At 56.3% G+C, this 15519-nt stretch carries 19 protein-coding genes; 9 read left to right on the forward strand and 10 right to left on the reverse strand.

The window, feature by feature from the left end; all coding sequences use genetic code 11:
- Positions 1-509: 509 nt before the first annotated feature.
- Positions 510-1475, reverse strand: coding sequence for an alpha/beta hydrolase (locus tag HHJ16_RS13295; RefSeq protein WP_296901330.1), 966 nt, complete (start codon positions 1473-1475; stop codon positions 510-512).
- 209 nt (positions 1476-1684) lie between these two features.
- Between HHJ16_RS13295 and HHJ16_RS13300 the strand changes: the two genes are divergently transcribed.
- From HHJ16_RS13300 to HHJ16_RS13325, 6 genes are all read left to right on the forward strand, one after another.
- Positions 1685-2827: an iron-containing alcohol dehydrogenase gene (locus HHJ16_RS13300; RefSeq protein ID WP_296901331.1), complete on the forward strand. Its 1143-nt coding sequence runs from the start codon at positions 1685-1687 to the stop codon at positions 2825-2827.
- A gap of 197 nt (positions 2828-3024) precedes the next feature.
- On the forward strand, positions 3025-3357 hold the full coding sequence (locus HHJ16_RS13305; protein ID WP_296901332.1) for a PepSY domain-containing protein: 333 nt from the start codon (positions 3025-3027) through the stop codon (positions 3355-3357).
- A 50-nt stretch (positions 3358-3407) separates the two neighbouring features.
- Positions 3408-4004, forward strand: a complete 597-nt coding sequence (locus HHJ16_RS13310; protein WP_296901333.1) for an undecaprenyl-diphosphatase — start codon at positions 3408-3410, stop codon at positions 4002-4004.
- A 115-nt stretch (positions 4005-4119) separates the two neighbouring features.
- On the forward strand, positions 4120-4872 hold the full coding sequence (locus HHJ16_RS13315) for a hypothetical protein (RefSeq protein ID WP_296901349.1): 753 nt from the start codon (positions 4120-4122) through the stop codon (positions 4870-4872).
- Between the two features lie 43 nt (positions 4873-4915).
- Positions 4916-5578 (forward strand): response regulator transcription factor, encoded by a 663-nt coding sequence (locus tag HHJ16_RS13320; protein WP_296901334.1) that lies wholly within the window; start codon positions 4916-4918, stop codon positions 5576-5578.
- Positions 5554-6915 carry an ATP-binding protein gene (locus HHJ16_RS13325; protein ID WP_296901335.1) on the forward strand — a complete coding sequence of 454 codons (1362 nt, stop codon included), beginning with the start codon at positions 5554-5556 and terminating at the stop codon, positions 6913-6915. The genes HHJ16_RS13320 and HHJ16_RS13325 overlap by 25 nt, the downstream gene beginning before the upstream one ends.
- Positions 6916-7080: 165 nt before the next feature.
- Here HHJ16_RS13325 and HHJ16_RS13330 read toward each other — a convergent pair whose 3' ends face one another.
- Positions 7081-9429, reverse strand: coding sequence for a Tex family protein (locus HHJ16_RS13330; protein WP_296901336.1), 2349 nt, complete (start codon positions 9427-9429; stop codon positions 7081-7083).
- 191 nt (positions 9430-9620) lie between these two features.
- On the opposite strand from HHJ16_RS13330, the gene HHJ16_RS13335 reads away from it, so the two are divergent.
- From HHJ16_RS13335 to HHJ16_RS13345, 3 genes are all read left to right on the forward strand, one after another.
- On the forward strand, positions 9621-10142 hold the full coding sequence (locus HHJ16_RS13335; protein WP_296901337.1) for a hypothetical protein: 522 nt from the start codon (positions 9621-9623) through the stop codon (positions 10140-10142).
- Between the two features lie 273 nt (positions 10143-10415).
- Positions 10416-10565: a DUF1223 domain-containing protein gene (locus HHJ16_RS13340; protein WP_296901338.1), complete on the forward strand. Its 150-nt coding sequence runs from the start codon at positions 10416-10418 to the stop codon at positions 10563-10565.
- A gap of 205 nt (positions 10566-10770) precedes the next feature.
- The gene (locus HHJ16_RS13345; RefSeq protein ID WP_366557495.1) at positions 10771-11301 is read left to right on the forward strand and encodes a hypothetical protein; all 531 of its coding nucleotides are present in this window, start codon (positions 10771-10773) and stop codon (positions 11299-11301) included.
- A gap of 15 nt (positions 11302-11316) precedes the next feature.
- Here the strand turns inward: HHJ16_RS13345 and HHJ16_RS13350 are convergent, their stop codons facing one another.
- The 8 genes from HHJ16_RS13350 to HHJ16_RS16905 all read right to left on the reverse strand — a co-directional run.
- On the reverse strand, positions 11317-11490 hold the full coding sequence (locus HHJ16_RS13350) for a hypothetical protein (protein ID WP_296901340.1): 174 nt from the start codon (positions 11488-11490) through the stop codon (positions 11317-11319).
- The gene (tadA, locus tag HHJ16_RS13355) at positions 11487-12914 is read right to left on the reverse strand and encodes a tRNA adenosine(34) deaminase TadA (protein ID WP_296901341.1); all 1428 of its coding nucleotides are present in this window, start codon (positions 12912-12914) and stop codon (positions 11487-11489) included. Before tadA ends, HHJ16_RS13350 begins: the two co-directional genes overlap by 4 nt.
- 64 nt (positions 12915-12978) lie before the next feature.
- The gene (locus HHJ16_RS13360) at positions 12979-13236 is read right to left on the reverse strand and encodes a hypothetical protein (RefSeq protein ID WP_296901342.1); all 258 of its coding nucleotides are present in this window, start codon (positions 13234-13236) and stop codon (positions 12979-12981) included.
- Position 13237: 1 nt separating this feature from the next.
- Positions 13238-13876: an FMN-binding negative transcriptional regulator gene (locus HHJ16_RS13365; RefSeq protein WP_296901343.1), complete on the reverse strand. Its 639-nt coding sequence runs from the start codon at positions 13874-13876 to the stop codon at positions 13238-13240.
- Positions 13877-14007: 131 nt separating this feature from the next.
- Positions 14008-14142, reverse strand: a complete 135-nt coding sequence (locus tag HHJ16_RS13370) for a hypothetical protein (protein ID WP_296901345.1) — start codon at positions 14140-14142, stop codon at positions 14008-14010.
- 49 nt (positions 14143-14191) lie between these two features.
- Positions 14192-14602: a biopolymer transporter ExbD gene (locus HHJ16_RS13375; RefSeq protein WP_296901347.1), complete on the reverse strand. Its 411-nt coding sequence runs from the start codon at positions 14600-14602 to the stop codon at positions 14192-14194.
- Between the two features lie 5 nt (positions 14603-14607).
- Positions 14608-15339 (reverse strand): MotA/TolQ/ExbB proton channel family protein, encoded by a 732-nt coding sequence (locus tag HHJ16_RS13380; RefSeq protein WP_296901351.1) that lies wholly within the window; start codon positions 15337-15339, stop codon positions 14608-14610.
- Between the two features lie 101 nt (positions 15340-15440).
- Positions 15441-15519, reverse strand: a 79-nt coding sequence (locus HHJ16_RS16905; RefSeq protein ID WP_366557496.1) for an IS3 family transposase, incomplete at its 5' end; no start/stop codon positions are given.

Raw genomic sequence — 15519 nt, forward strand, 5'->3', positions numbered from 1 at the left:
ACGCCCATACTTATCGGCTGTAAATTTTTAATGATCTCAACTACTTGACAGCTGCTATTTGCCGCTGCTTTTTCGTTCTTCGCTGTGATCAGCTGAGCCTCGAATTATATACCGGCTTTTTTATCACCGGCAAACTATTTTCAAGTTTCTTTGTCTGCCCTGCTTCGGAACACACATGACAACTATTGTCAAACCTTATCTGACGAAACACCTCAAAACGCGGTGCAGCAAAAGACTGATTCAAACCTAGCTGGGTTCAGCAGAGCAGGCCAAATTGTAGCTCATAAATACGCGTCGTCGAGTGAAAAGGCGAACTTTACGAATGTCGTGGACGGGGTCTCAATCTAGTTTTCTTCGGTTGCACGGGGACTGCTTTGTCCGCATTCCTCGGCTTAAAACCGACCTGATACGGACGAAACGTTTGGATCAGCGCTAAGCTGCGATTTGATGGCATTAACTGGCGGCGCCAGCAAACTCGCAGACGGGTGAAAAGAAGAAAGCTTGTTAGTTCATATTGACGGGCTTAGATTGAAAGCCCGTCGCAGCGCCCTCGCCGCATCGGCATGCGCCTGGCGCGCCTCCGGAATGATGCGCCCCATCTTGATGAACTCATGCGTCACCCCCCGGTAAATCTCGAGGTCTACTTGAACGCCGGCAGCGCGCAACTTGTCGGCATACATCACCCCTTCATCCACCAGCGGGTCACACTCAGCAAGGCCCACCCACGTCGAGGCTACGCCCTCAACGTCAGACGCGTTAAGTGGCGCGAAGCGCCAGTTGTCACGATCGGCCGGGCTACGCACATAGTTGTTAAAGAGCCAGGAAATATCAGTCTCTTCGAGAACAAATCCTTTGGCGAACGTCTCGTGAGAGGAAGTTTCCTGGTGCGCAGCACAGCCGGGGTAAAACAGCAGCTGAAGCGCCAATGGCAGATCGGTGTCGCGGGCCATGACGGCGCACACGGCTGCCAAAGTGCCACCAGCGCTATCCCCACCCACCGCCAGCCGAGACTCGTCCAATCCACAGTTTTCCGAATGCACCGCCAACCATTGCAGCGCATCCCAGGCATCATTGGCTGCGGTGGGAAACTTGTACTCTGGTGCCAGGCGGTAGTCCAAAGAAACAACCGCGCAACCCGTCAGGTGGCTGAGCTGGCGGCACAACACATCATGGCTGCTGATACTTCCTATCGTGAATCCGCCTCCGTGGAAATACAACAGAACCGGCAGTTTTTCAACGGACGGCGCGTACAGCCGAGCCGCTAGCAAATAGCCATCACGCGCCTGAATAGTGAGGTTCTCAACCCGTGCCAAGGACGGTTTGGAAATTTCCAGCACCCCCGAGCCTGCTTCGTAAGCTGCCCGGGCTTGGCCAGGCGTAAGCGTGTGAAATGGCGGGCGCGCGGCGCGCGACATGCGACTCAGTACGTCTTGCATGGCATGCGTTAGCAACGCCTGCGGAGGGCGGGAGCGCATCTATTCGCCAGCCGCAGTGACCTGGACTAACCCAAGTAATCCCATCGTCGGGGCCGCCGAGCGCAATGTTACCGACGCAGCCAATATCAGGGTTTGCTTGCAATTCATAAAGGTTCTGAAGCCATTAAAGTAGGAAGAAGCTGATCGTGGGGAGATCAGAAAAATTCGACAACCGCACAGCATCGTACAACGCAGAAAGATAGCAAGCCATGGCCTTCATTTACTACATCACCCAAATCCAGTTTGAATTTGGCGCCATCAAGCTACTCAGGCAAGAGTGCGAGCGCGTGGGCATCACCCGGCCCCTTATCGTCACCGACCCCGGTGTCAAGGCCGCCGGAATACTACAAAAAGCGCTGGATGCCCTGAACCCGTCGAACATGAGAGTCACAGTTTTTGACCAGACGCCATCCAACCCGACTGAAGCGGCGGTGCGCGTTGCGGCCGAACTGTATAAAGCGAGCGGATGCGACGGCCTGATAGCCGTGGGCGGTGGCTCCGCGATTGATTGCGCCAAGGGCGTAGCCATTGCCGCAACGCACAAGGGCCCGCTCAAAACCTACGCCACCATCGAAGGCGGCTCTCTAAAAATCACCGACCGCGTCGCCCCGTTGATTGCAGTGCCCACCACCAGCGGCACCGGTAGCGAGGTAGCGCGCGGCGCAATCATCATCGTGGATGACCACCGCAAGCTCGGCTTCCACTCCTGGCATCTGGTACCCAAAAGCGCTATTTGCGATCCCGAACTAACGCTGGGGCTGCCTGCCAAATTAACAGCCGCCACCGGAATGGACGCTATCGCACACTGCATGGAAACCTTTATGGCGCCAGCGTTCAATCCGCCGGCCGACGGCATTGCGCTTGACGGTCTGGAACGCGGCTGGGCACACATCGAACGCGCTACCAGCAGCGGAAGCGATCGCGAGGCTCGTTTAAACATGATGAGCGCTTCAATGCAGGGGGCCATGGCCTTTCAGAAGGGACTGGGCTGCGTGCACTCGTTAAGCCATAGCCTGGGTGGCGTCGATCCTCGTCTGCACCACGGCACGCTGAACGCGATGTTTTTACCCGCAGTGGTGCGCTTTAATTCCCAGGCCGAATCGGTGCGAAAGGAGCATCGGATGGAGCGCATGGCCCGCGCCATGGGACTGGCATCGGGCACCGACATCCCGCAAGCCATTAAAGACATGAATGCCCGCCTCGGCCTGCCCGCCGGCCTCGCCGCCTTGGGAGTGCAGCGCGACCAGTTCAGCAAGATCATCAAAGGCGCGCTGGCTGACCATTGCCACAAGACGAATCCAAGAATCGCCAGCGTAGCGGAATACGAAGAAATGTTAGAAGATTCTCTGTGACTGTCTGTTCAGTGGATGCTCCTGCCTGCACGTTGAGCGATTAAGCGCCTAGAGCCTGCAATGAGGTGCGGTCAACAAAAAAGGACGCTGGCAGCTTGGTCGCTCAACGAAGTTACTGACGCTCAGTATGAGCTAAGTCGGATTTCTTACGCTCCCTATCACGCAAATGTCTGCGTGCATTTAAATGGAGAGCTACTATGCTTCGCAACACTAAAATCGCCATCCTGGCGGCTGTTCTTGCCTCAGCCGGAGCCGGCGCTTACGCGGCGAAAAACACGGAGAATGACGCCCTGGCCATCACCCAGGCCAAGATTCCAATGACGCAGGCCATTACTGCCGCCGAGCAGCACACGAATGGAAGGGCCGCACGCGCAGAGTACGAGCAAACTAAAGCGGGTTGGGCTTACGACATCGAAGTAGTTGCTGGCACCAAAGTCTTTGACGTCAGAATTGACGCTGATAAAGGAACGGTCATTTCGTCCGTTGAAGACAAAGGCGACGCCGACGACGGAAATGACAAGGCTGACTAGTATTAACCGCCGAATCACCTCGGATCAGGTGATTCGGCTCCGGATTGCCAATGAACGAATTTAACTACTCACTTTTCTTGCTGATCAACGCCTCAGCTCATCCCAATATAGCTTTAGTGTGGGCCGCAAAATTGCTCGCAGACTACACGATTTGGCTGATCCCGCTGTCCCTCGCGATTGCCTGGCTCCGCGGCACCGAGCAGGCCCGAAAAATCATGCTGGAAGCCACCGCATCGGGTGTAGCGGGATTGTTAGTCAACCAAGCCATCGGTTTGGTATGGCAACATCCCCGACCTTTCATGATTGGGATGGGCCATACGTTCTTGCCTCACGTGGCCGATTCGTCTTTTCCCAGTGATCACCTTACCTTGCTATGGGCCGTCGCGTGCAGCTTCCTGCTCCATCCACGCTCGCGTGCCGCCGGTGTGGTGCTCGCGCTGCTCGGACTGCCAATTGCATGGGCACGCATTTATCTGGGCGTGCATTTTCCTTTGGATATGGCGGGTGCTGCAGCAGTTGCGGCGCTGAGCGCCTGGGTGTGTTGGCGCGAAAACCGTTGGTATCTTGAGCGCACTTATCGCTGGGTGATCGCAATTTACCACCGCCTATTCAGTACGTTGATACGCCGCGGCTGGGCACTAAAGTAGGCCGCTATGTTTGCGCTAAGTCTGATCGCCGAAAGTGACACTTTCCATCCGTCTTCCCCTCCATCTAAAAAGAAAATAGGCCATGAAAACATCTCTGAATAACGGCACCACCCGAATGCTGAACAAAGTTCCAGAAATCACGCTTTTCTTCTGGATCATCAAGATTATGGCGACGACCGTGGGCGAAACTGCGGCGGACTTCCTCAATGCAGATCTGCATTTCGGTCTAACCGGAACCTCCCTTGTCATGGGAGTCCTGCTCCTGGTCGCGCTTGTTTTCCAGCTGCGCGCAAAGCGTTACGTCCCCGCCATTTACTGGATTGCGGTCGTCTTGATCAGTGTTTTTGGAACCCTCGTTACCGACAATCTGGTGGATAACTTTGGTATCACCACGAAGACCACCACCATCATTTTCAGCGGGGCACTGCTAGCAACTTTTGCAGCTTGGTATGCAAGCGAAAAAACTTTATCAATTCACAGCATTTTCACAACCCGGCGAGAGCTTTTTTACTGGGTCGCTATTTTGTTTACTTTTGCGTTGGGTACCGCTGCGGGGGACTTGGTCGCTGAAGGTATGCAATTGGGTTACGCAATTTCAGCATTGGTTTTCGGTGCGGTTATTGGCGTAGTTACGCTAGCACATTACTTTTTCAAATTAAATTCAGTCCTTGCATTCTGGATCGCCTATATCCTGACCCGGCCTTTTGGCGCCTCGTGCGGTGACCTCTTATCCCAGCCCATTGCCAATGGGGGCTTGGGGTTGGGCACAGTGGCAACCACTGTAATTTTTCTGGGGACAATTTTGTCTTTGGTCAGTTATCTGACCATCAGCCAGAAAAAGACCGTTTCTGCGCAGACACAGCGGTAGGAAGATCGCGAAGTAGCTTTCTCTAATCTTGAAGGGTAATTGGATGCGGGTATTGCTCGTGGAAGATGACGGCATGATCGGTGAAGCGGTCGGACAGGCACTGAAGGATGCAAGCTACGCCGTGGATTGGGTGCGCGACGGTGCTGCTGCCTTAACGGCGATTGCAAGCCAGCCATATGGTGTCGTACTGCTGGACCTGGGCTTGCCTAAAAAGGATGGACTGGAAGTATTGCGCGCGCTGCGCTTGCACGACAATGCGGTCCCGGTGGTGGTGGTCACGGCCCGCGATGCGCTTGAAGACCGCATCCGGGGGTTAGACAGCGGCGCCGATGACTATGTGCTGAAGCCGTTTCAAATGGGTGAGCTTCTCGCCCGAATGCGCGCGGTCGTCCGGCGCAAAGGAGGTGCCTCGGGACCCTTGCTCTCAAACGGCATGCTCACCTTGGATCCGGCCACGCGGGAAGTCTCATCCGACGCTATCGCGACTCGATTGTCTGGAAAAGAGTTTTCTTTATTGCAAGCGCTCCTGGTACGACCTGGAGCAATCCTGTCTCGCAGTGAACTGGAGGATCGGCTTTATGGCTGGGGCGAAGAAGTGGACAGTAATGCCGTCGAATTTTTAATTCACTCACTGCGCAAAAAGCTGGGAAGTGACGCGATCAAAAACGTCAGGGGGGTTGGATGGATGGTTTCCAAGGAAAGATAAATCGCTCCTTGCAGTTCAGGCTTTCGGCCTGGCTTTCGCTGGTTATTTTGGGAGTCGCTTTAGCCGCAGTCGTGGTTGCGTTTGTATCTGCTTTTCAAGAGGCTATCGAACTGCAGGATGACCAGTTGCGACAGATGGCCGCCCTCATCAATCGCCAGCGCCTGCCTGTCAATCTCACGAAGCCGCAAAACGCACTTCCTGATTCTGACCCTGAATCCCGCATCGTCGTACAGCTTTTGCCGCAGCTCCACTCGCTAGCGCCGTTAGCAGCTGGCGAGATTCCGGGCTTACCGACGGACCTGCCTGATGGCATCCAGACTGTCACGGTGCATCGTCTGTCTTTGCGGCTGTTCGTCAAGTCCCTGGACTCGGGTGCTCGGATCGCCATTGGACAAAGAACCTCTGTGCGCGACGAAGTCGCCCGCGACAGTGCATGGCACACCCTTATGCCGTTTCTTGTTCTCATTCCAGTTTTGATGATTCTGGTTGGCAACGTGATCCGCAAGATGTTCGGACCGTTGAAAACAATGGCGTCAGACCTCGATAAACGCGACGAAGAGGATTTGCGTGAAATCACGGATACCCAGTTTCCTTCGGAAATCCGGCCGTTCGTGGTTGCGATTAATCGCCTGTTGTCGAGGGTCGCTCAATCCGTGCTGACGCAGCGGCGCTTTGTAGCCGCTGCCGCCCACGAACTGCGCTCACCCTTGACCGCACTTTCCTTGCAGGCCGAGAGACTGGAAGCTGCGGACATGTCCGCTGAGGCCAGGGATCGGCTGGCCACATTGCGCAAAGGCATTCATAGAAACCGCGCTTTACTGGATCAACTTCTCACACTGGCCCGGGTGCAGGAGTCGTCCCCAGAACCGTCTGAAGCAGTGTCCGTGCGTTACGTGTTGCGCCAAGTGCTGGAAGATTTGATGCCTTTGGCCGAGGCCAAGCATATTGACTTGGGGCTGGTCACCGAATCGGATGCCAAGGTGTTGGTCACTGAAGTTGATCTAATTACCTTGGTGAAAAACCTTGTTGCCAATGCAATTCGCTACACGCCAAACAATGGCCGGATTGACCTCTCCATTCAAACCACTCAAAGTTGCGTGACGTTGCAGGTGGCTGATACGGGACCAGGCATTCCACACGAAGAGCGCGACCGCGTGTTTGACGCGTTTTACCGCGTGCTCGGGCACGACAACGTGGGCTCAGGCCTTGGATTGTCTATCGTCAAAACAATTGCAACGCGCATAGGTGCTCGTGTGACTCTTGATTATTCCGACGAGGGAAAAAAGTCGGGCCTCTGCGTACGCGTGGTCTTGCCCGCACTACTTAGCCGTCGGTGATCTGGTCTGCGGACATTAACTTGCCGCGGTCTCTGCAGGTCCACTCGATGCCTTTCCGGTGCAAGCTGCTTTTCTCAGGATGGCGATGAAACAATTAACTTCCGGTGCTACGTCTTTAATAGACGCAGACCGTTTTTCATCTTCGCCTGCCCTGCCCTTTCTCCTTTACTTTCTCAGCGCAGCCAGCTTACTGAACGCCGACTCCATCGCAGTCCCTGCTGAGGGTTGAGTCGCGCCTGGCCGTCCACCGCCGTAGCCGCTGCGATTCTGCGGGCCCGGCCTGGCACTTTCGAAGCGATTGTCACGCGGGCCGTCGCGGCGCGCCGGCGTGTCGCCCAACTTCATGGTCAGACCGATGCGCTTGCGCGCGACGTCGATCTCGGTCACGCGAACCTTGACGATGTCACCGGTTTTAACGACTTCACGCGCGTCGGTAACAAACTTGTTGGCAAGCTGACTCACATGCACCAAACCGTCCTGGTGGACGCCAATATCCACGAACGCACCGAAGGCCGCGACATTACTGACTGTGCCCTCCAGCGTCATGCCCTCTTTGAGGTCTTTGATATCTTCAATGCCGTCATTGAAACGCGCCACCTTGAAATCGGGGCGTGGATCGCGCGCTGGTTTTTCCAGCTCTGTCAGGATGTCCCTGACCGTAATGACGCCGAATTTTTCATTGGCAAACAGCTCAGGTTTCAAGGTTTTAAGCATTTCTGCACGGCCCATCAGCTCGGCCACCGGTTTACCGGTGTGTGCCATGATTTTCTCAACCACCGAGTAGGTTTCGGGGTGTACGCCCGTCATATCCAGCGGGTTGGTGCTAGCGCGCAGGCGCAAAAAGCCCGCACTCTGCTCAAAGGTTTTGGCGCCCAGGCCAGTCACCTTGAGCAAATCGGCGCGGCTGGCGAAGGCGCCATTCGCATCGCGCCACCGCACCACGGACTTGGCCACAGTCTGGCTCAGCCCCGACACGCGCGCCAGCAGCGGCACGCTAGCGGTGTTCAAGTCCACGCCCACGCTGTTCACACAGTCCTCGACCACCGTATCCAGGCTGCGCGCCAGATCGCTCTGATTCACGTCGTGCTGGTATTGGCCCACACCAATCGACTTGGGATCAATTTTGACCAGTTCGGCCAGCGGATCTTGCAACCGGCGCGCAATACTTGCGGCGCCACGAAGACTCACATCCACGTCAGGCATCTCTTGCGACGCAAATTCGCTGGCCGAGTACACCGAGGCACCCGCTTCGCTGACCACCACACGCTGCATGCCATCAATCCGCTTCATCAAATCGGCTGCCAGCCTGTCGGTTTCGCGGCTGGCTGTTCCGTTGCCAATGGCAATCAGGTTGACGCCATGCTTTTCGCAGAGATTGGCCAAGGTGTGGAGCGAGCCGTCCCAGTCCTTTCGCGGCTCGTGCGGGTAAATCGTGGCGGTTTCTACCAGCTTGCCAGTGGCGTCAACAACCGCGACCTTCACGCCGGTTCGAATGCCGGGGTCCAGCCCCATCACCACACGCGGTCCAGCAGGTGCAGCCAGTAGCAGATCCCGCAAGTTGTCGGCAAACACTTTAATCGCGACTTTCTCGGCCTCTTCACGCAGGCGGGTAAACAGATCGCGTTCAAGCGACAGGCTGAGCTTGACACGCCAGGTCCAGGCCACACATTTCCGGATCAGGTCGTCTGCGGCGCGCGCTTTGTGACTCCAACCCAGATGCAAAGCAATTTTTCCCTCCGCCAAGCTTGGCTGCCCCGCATCGGCCGGCATCGGCAAAACCAGCTTGGCATCCAGAATTTCCAGCCCCCGACCACGGAACACCGCCAGCGCACGGTGCGAGGGCACACGCCCAATCGGCTCGTCGTAGTCAAAATAATCACGAAACTTGGCATGGTCGGCGTTGTTCTCGTCTTTACCCGTCACCAGCTTGGACGAAAACAAACCTTCGCTCCAGAGCCAGTGACGCAGCGACTGCACCAGCCTGGCGTCTTCGGCCCAGCGCTCGCTCAGGATGTCGCGTACGCCATCCAGCACGGCCTGGACCGTGGTGAAATCGTCGCCGCTCTCGTTCTTCTCAGCTTTTACATAGGCGGCAGCCTCGTCAGCGGGGACCCGCGTGGTGTCTGCAAAAAGCGCGTCGGCCAGCGGCTCTATGCCTGATTCCCGCGCAATTTGACCTTTTGTGCGGCGCTTCAGCTTGTAAGGCAGATACAGGTCCTCAAGGTCTTGCTTTGTGGCGGCCAGCTCAATAGCTGCGCGCAAAAGGGGACTAAGCTTCCCCTGCTCTTCAATACTTTTTAAAACGGCTTCACGTCGGTCCTCAAGTTCTCGAAGGTAGCTGAGCCGAGAGTCGAGTTCGCGCAGCTGTATGTCGTCTAACGCGCCAGTGGCCTCTTTGCGGTAGCGTGCAATGAACGGCACAGTCGCGCCACCGTCCAGCAAGTCCACAGCGGCCTTGACTTGGTGCTCCTGCGCTTTGATTTCTACGGCAATCTGGCGGATGATTTTCTGCATGTAAGAAAAGAGTATTCGCTTTGAGGGCGATGAAAAGACCATGAGTCGGGGTTTTCGGGCTGCTTGGCAGGCATTCGCCCCCACAAACTGACGCCAAGGGACGGCATTGTCCCACAGCCAAAAAAGGCTCAAACGCTTAGAGTTCCGAATAACTTTATAGCAAATTCTTACATTTATATGGGAAACCCAACATGCGTATCCGCACCCTCCTTTTAGTTTTCGCCATTCTTTTGGTGGCGGGTTTCGTTGCGCTAAATCTGGATGAATTCACTCGGGTCAGCCTGCTCAGTTTGGGTTTTACCACTATCCAGGTATCGCTGGGATTAGTCATGCTGATATTGCTTATCGCGGCCACCGTGGTTTTTTTAGCCAGCACGCTATACCTGCAAAGCACTCACCTTATTGAGACTCGAAAACACGCCCGCGAATTGAATATTCAACGCGAGTTGGCAGACAAGGCTGAGGCATCTCGCTTCACCGAGTTGCGAAGTTATCTCGAAGTTCAAGCTTTGGCCGCGCAAAAACGAGAGGCGGCCGTTGGTACCGCTCTGAACGAACGGTTTGCGCAGCAGCATCAAGCCCTGCTGGCCCGCTTCGAGCAGACAGACAACACCATGGCAGCTCATATCGGCCAGCTGGAAGACCGTCTAGAGCGCCAAAGCACAGCCGGTCATAGCTTTGCCCGGGAAACCGTCAACCCCCCGCTGGTTTAACAAGATTTACCCGGGAGAGCTTTGATTGCGCCGACGTGACGCTGTGTCGACCTTTGTAAAGTCACGACCGAATCGGTTCGGGCGGTAACAATGCCGCTTTTCGCTTTTCAAGCGACCAACGGTTGCGCACCGAGGCTAGCCGGACGCGTCTCAAATTCAGCGCTGCACCGCGCTCAACTCTGAGGACGCCCATGCTGACCTTAGCTTGTAGCTGCAAGCTCGCTGCAGGTAGTGGGTTCAAGCACTTTTTCAGGGCAAATTCGGTGTACCGCGATGTCCAGACCGACGCTAACCCCAACTGCCGAGCTCTACACATCAGAAGGCTGTCGCTCCTGCCCACCCGCCGATAAATGCGCTTCATCGCTCAAAGACGATGGCGTGGCGGCGGAAACTCCAATAAATTTTTCGCCCATGAGCCGCTGACTTTTCCTGCGCAATAGCCGTACATTTTGCCGCCGCAAGTGGTAAAAATAATCCTCATAGGGAGGATCCGCGGCCAGTGTTGCACCGGTACCGCACAATGAGTACATGAAATCTTACAGCTATCGAAGACCTCTGGCTTCGCTGCTTCCAGCCTCGAGAATAGCCGTGCGGGTTTTTTCCTGTATCGGTGTGACGCGAATTGAAGTTGCTTAAGAAGATCCTTCGGGCGTTTCTGATCGCGCCGGTTGCCATCCTCCTGCTCTTTGAAGAATGGGGCTGGGAACCACTGGCAGCGTGCTTTAACGCGCTGGGCAGGTTGCCCTGGTGGGGCCAGCTGGAACGTATGATTGTCCGCTTGCCGCCCTGGGCGGCGTTACTGGTTTTTGGAGTGCCGGTGGTGGGATTGGTCCCTATCAAGCTGCTCGCTCTCTATCTGTTCGGCAACGGCCATGTGGCGCTGGGCTTGGCGTTAATTGTTGTGGCCAAGCTGGCGGGTACTGCGATTGCCGCGCGCCTGTTTCAGCTCACCCACCCCACGTTGATGCAGCTACCATGGTTTGCACGCCTTTACACGCCCTGGAAGAACTGGAAGGACCGCGTGCTAGCGCAGGTTCGAGGTTCTTGGCCTTGGCAAGTGGCCCGTCAGCTCAAAGCCCGGGTAAAAGCACGCGTGAAAATTTGGCGTATTCGCATTAACGGGCTGCTGAACTACCCCCCAAGCGGTCCACACGAGTAGCCCTCACCGCTAACGTCAGATCGAATCACTGCGCCTGTTCATGCAGCAGCCCAATACGCCCTGCTGTTCCACTGCTTCGTTGGACTGGCCCTGAACGACGCGGTCTGGGTGCGCCTGGTATGCAGCAACAACCGTGAACGCCTGATCGGGCAGGATGTCGTCGTCAAGCGATTTGATCGGGTGGTTCAAAAGTCATGGTTTCCCGGTTCGCTTTGAAAGAACCGAAGCGCAAGCTGAGCGACCGGTTCACCATGTTCCGGTACAAAATGACCAGCATGCTCCAGAACGACCGGTTCGCCGCAGCCCCGAATCAAGGTCTGCAACTTCTGCATAACAGCTTGACCCAGCACAGGGTCTTGCGCGCCGATCACCATCAATGTTTGGCCAGCCCAGCACTCGCGCCAGAAATCTCGTGCCTCACGTGAAACGGCTGCACCGTCCGCGCCCTCAACTTCTGGCACCATCAACGGAAAGGCACCCAAGGCGGCACGGTGGCCTTTATCGGGAAATGGTGCGGAGTAGGCCGAGCATTCTTCCGCGCTCATTTGCGGATTACCCCGGGCAAACAGGCGAGCCACATCAAACCCTGGATTTTTTGCGCACATCTCGCGCCAAACTAAAAACCCAGGCGGCAACGGTGCGTCACCGCAAGCCAACAGCGTGTTCATGACCAGCAGGCCTTTGTAGCGCTGCCGCGCTGACATGGGAAGCGTGAGGCCGAGTAGTCCGCCCCAATCCTGGACCACCAACACAATGTTTTGCAAATCGAGCCTTTCTACCAATTCCAGCAGCATCTGGCGATGCGCGCTGAACGCATGAAAGCTGTCTTTCTTGGGTTTGTCGCTTTTCCCGAAGCCAATCAGGTCGGGGGCCACCACCCGATGTCCGGCCCCGACAAGGACCGGGAGCATCTTGCGGTACAGGTAACTCCAAGCGGGATTCCCATGCAGACACAAAAACGTGAGGCGCTGGCCGCCACCCTCCTCTACTTTGTTCCCGCTGTTGACCTCATCCAGGTAGTGCATGCGCAGACCGCCAAGTGACGGCAAATCGTTGATGTAATTGGGCCGCCATGGATATCCCGGCACCCCCTCGAAAACGGCCTCGGGTGTTCGCAGCGCATCGTCGCGCAGCGGATGGTTTAGCTGAAATTCCTCACGCCTGTTGGCACGCCGCTGCCGAAAGAAATCTTGGAGCAATGCAGCGCATTCGGCGGCGAGAACCCCGCCCTGCAGTTGCGTCTGGTGGTTCAACTGCGGCTGGGCGAAAAGGTTAATCACTGATCCGGCGGCGCCGGTCTTCAGATCGGATGGGCCGAACACCACCCGCTTGAGCCGTGCATGCAACATGGCGCCGCTGCACATGGCGCAGGGCTCCAGTGTGACAAACAATTCGCAATCATCAAGCCTGTAATTTCCGACGGTTTGCGCCGCAGCCCGCAAAGCAACGATCTCGGCGTGCGCTGTTGGGTCGTGCTCGCCAATCGGCGCGTTGCGACCCGTCGCAATGATTTGGCCACCCCGCACTACCACTGCACCGACTGGAACTTCTCCCAGGGCGGCGGCTTCACGCGCTTGCGCGAGGGCGAGTTGCATGAACGTTTCGTCACTCATGATTGCTATGATTTAAATAGCTTTATATAGCCGTCTGGCGGCTGCGAGAGGCGGTTTTACTCATTTATTGGTCATCCGGCATTGGGCGAGGCTGCTGCAAAGTGCTTTCTACTGCCTTCAGGATCTGCTGCTGTAGTTGCTCGCTTTGCACTTGCGGTGTGGCGCCGGGCGAAACCACCGGTAGCGTGACTAGAGGGTCAATGCCGGCTGGCAACTGCATCTTGACCGGCAAGGATGATAACGCGCCCAGTTGCTTTTTTACCAGTAAGCCGACCACCGAGAGCGCGATGAGAAGACTCAAAACTCCAAAAACGAGTCGCATCTCAAATCTCCTGCAGTTTGTTTTGACCAGCAGCTAGATGCACGCCGCCTATCCATTGAGCCAATGCCTGCTCGTTCTCATTGCCGGCGGCGTACAACGCCTTCATGGCAGCACGCGCTTCTGGCCGGTGCTGATTAATTTTTATCTTGCATTGCAAGTCAGTCACCTGCAGCTCAAACCCAACGATGCCCGCCAACATCTTGTGAGCGAACTCATTTCCCAAACCTTTCCACTGCTCCGCATACGGGGGTTCATGGTCCGCGATTAACTTTTTAAGCAGCTTGTCTTTTGCCAGGGGATCTTCAATCAGCGTCGCTTCCACGCTGCAATGCACGGCGAGGTAGTTCCAGGTCGGAACTCTGGCCAAGTCGGGATAGACCTTGGGTGACATGTAGGCATGGGGGCCAAGAAAGGTAACCACCGCTCGCCTGCGCTTCTGCAAATAACGCCAGTGAAGATTAGGTTTGGCGACATGGCCTAAAAGCACCAGTTCATCGCCGCGCTCTTCCAGATGTAGCGGAAGATGCGTCACGTACGGAAGGCCCACATCGTCGACGCTGATCAGGCTGGCGAACGGGTAGTCTTTGATCAACGCAGCCGCTTGCGCGCGAGTACCTTTGAACTGTGATGGTAAATACATGACCCAGAGCATAGGCCAAAAACATGGCTTTCAGCACTTGGGAACCGCCAGTGCGCGGGCCCACAAGCTATCCGGCTTGGAGGGCTGTCCAAGCTCGGCCAGTTGGACTACAGCACAACCGACAAAGAAATTCAAAGCCTCAGCATGCTCTTTGGCAGATCGGCCGTGGCGGGGAAAGTGCGCCTGGCAAGCTGATGCGCCAGTGCCAACGACGACTGCGGCCAGGCCACTGGCGCAAACAGGCTGCGCGACAAAGCGGTCAACATGGTTTTTGAAAACTTTTTAATGGAAGTCCTGAGGAGGTCGATAAATTGTTTAGTTTTTCGGCTCAGTGACGAATCCGATCTTGCGCAAGCCCGCTTGCTGGGCCGCAGCCATGGCTTGGGCCACACGTTCGTAACGCACGGCCTTGTCGCCCCGGATGTGCAGCTCGGGCTGTGGCTGTCTGACGGCGGCGGCTCTAAGCTGCGGCACCAGATCGGCTTCGGACAGGGGCGCTTCATTCCAGTAATAGACCCCGGCTGCATCCACGCTCAGGCGGATAGTTTCGGGCTTGGCGTCCTGCGCGATGTTGCTGGCGCGCGGCAGGTCGATGCTGATGGCGTGTTTCATCACTGGCACGGTGATGATGAAAATGATGAGTAGCACCAGCATCACGTCCACCATGGGAGTCATGTTGATCTCGTTCATGACTTCATCGTTGTCGTCTTGGGTTCCGAAGGCCATGATGCTCAGACCTTGCGCATGGGCAGCACCTTGCTGCCCATGTTGAATGCGCTGCTGGAGCCGACCCGCGCGCCGGTCACAAACAGGGCGTGCAGGTCGTAGGCAAAGCGGTTGAGTTTGCCAAGCACGCCCTTGTTGCCGCGCACCAGCGCGTTGTAGCCCAGCACGGCGGGGATGGCTACTGCCAGGCCGAGCGCGGTCATGATAAGGGACTCACCAATCGGCCCGGCCACCTTATCAATGGTGGATTGACCGGCCGCACCAATCGCCAGCAGCGCGTGGTAGATGCCCCAGACAGTGCCGAACAACCCCACAAATGGCGCAGTGGAGCCAACCGAAGCCAGCACCGCTAGCCCCGACTGCAACTCAGCGATGGCGTCGTCAATCGAGCTACGCAGGCAGCGCGTCACCCAATCATTGAGGTCGAGTGAATTGTTCAAGTGCGGCCGGCCGTCCTGGGGCTGTAGGTGCGCATTGGCCGCGTGGCCTTTGATGGCGAGTTGGCGGAATGGGTTGCTGCCGTCACCGCCCAACTTATTCAAACCTTCGAGAAAATCAGGGGCCAGCCAGAATTCTTTTGTCGTCAGTGCCTGTTTTGAAATCTGGCGCAGGGCCAGGGCTTTGACAATGATGACCATCCAGGTGGATAAGGACATAACGAGCAGCAGCAAGGCCACGGCACGAGTGACGACGTCGCCCTGAGTCCAAAGGGTTAAAAGACCAGCTTGAGAATTTATGAACAGTTACTCCAAAACAAAGTTAATCGGCACGCTAAACCACATTGAATCGCCCCGTATTTGAACTGACCCCCAGAAGTTGGACATTGTGCTCCCGCCGATCAGACGGTATTTTTCAGCCGGTATTCCACCGGGCTGAGTCCTTTCAAGCTGAGCTTGATGCGCTTGTGGTTGTAGTAG

This window comes from Polaromonas sp. (genome assembly GCF_012927485.1).
Lineage (GTDB): Bacteria > Pseudomonadota > Gammaproteobacteria > Burkholderiales > Burkholderiaceae_C > Polaromonas.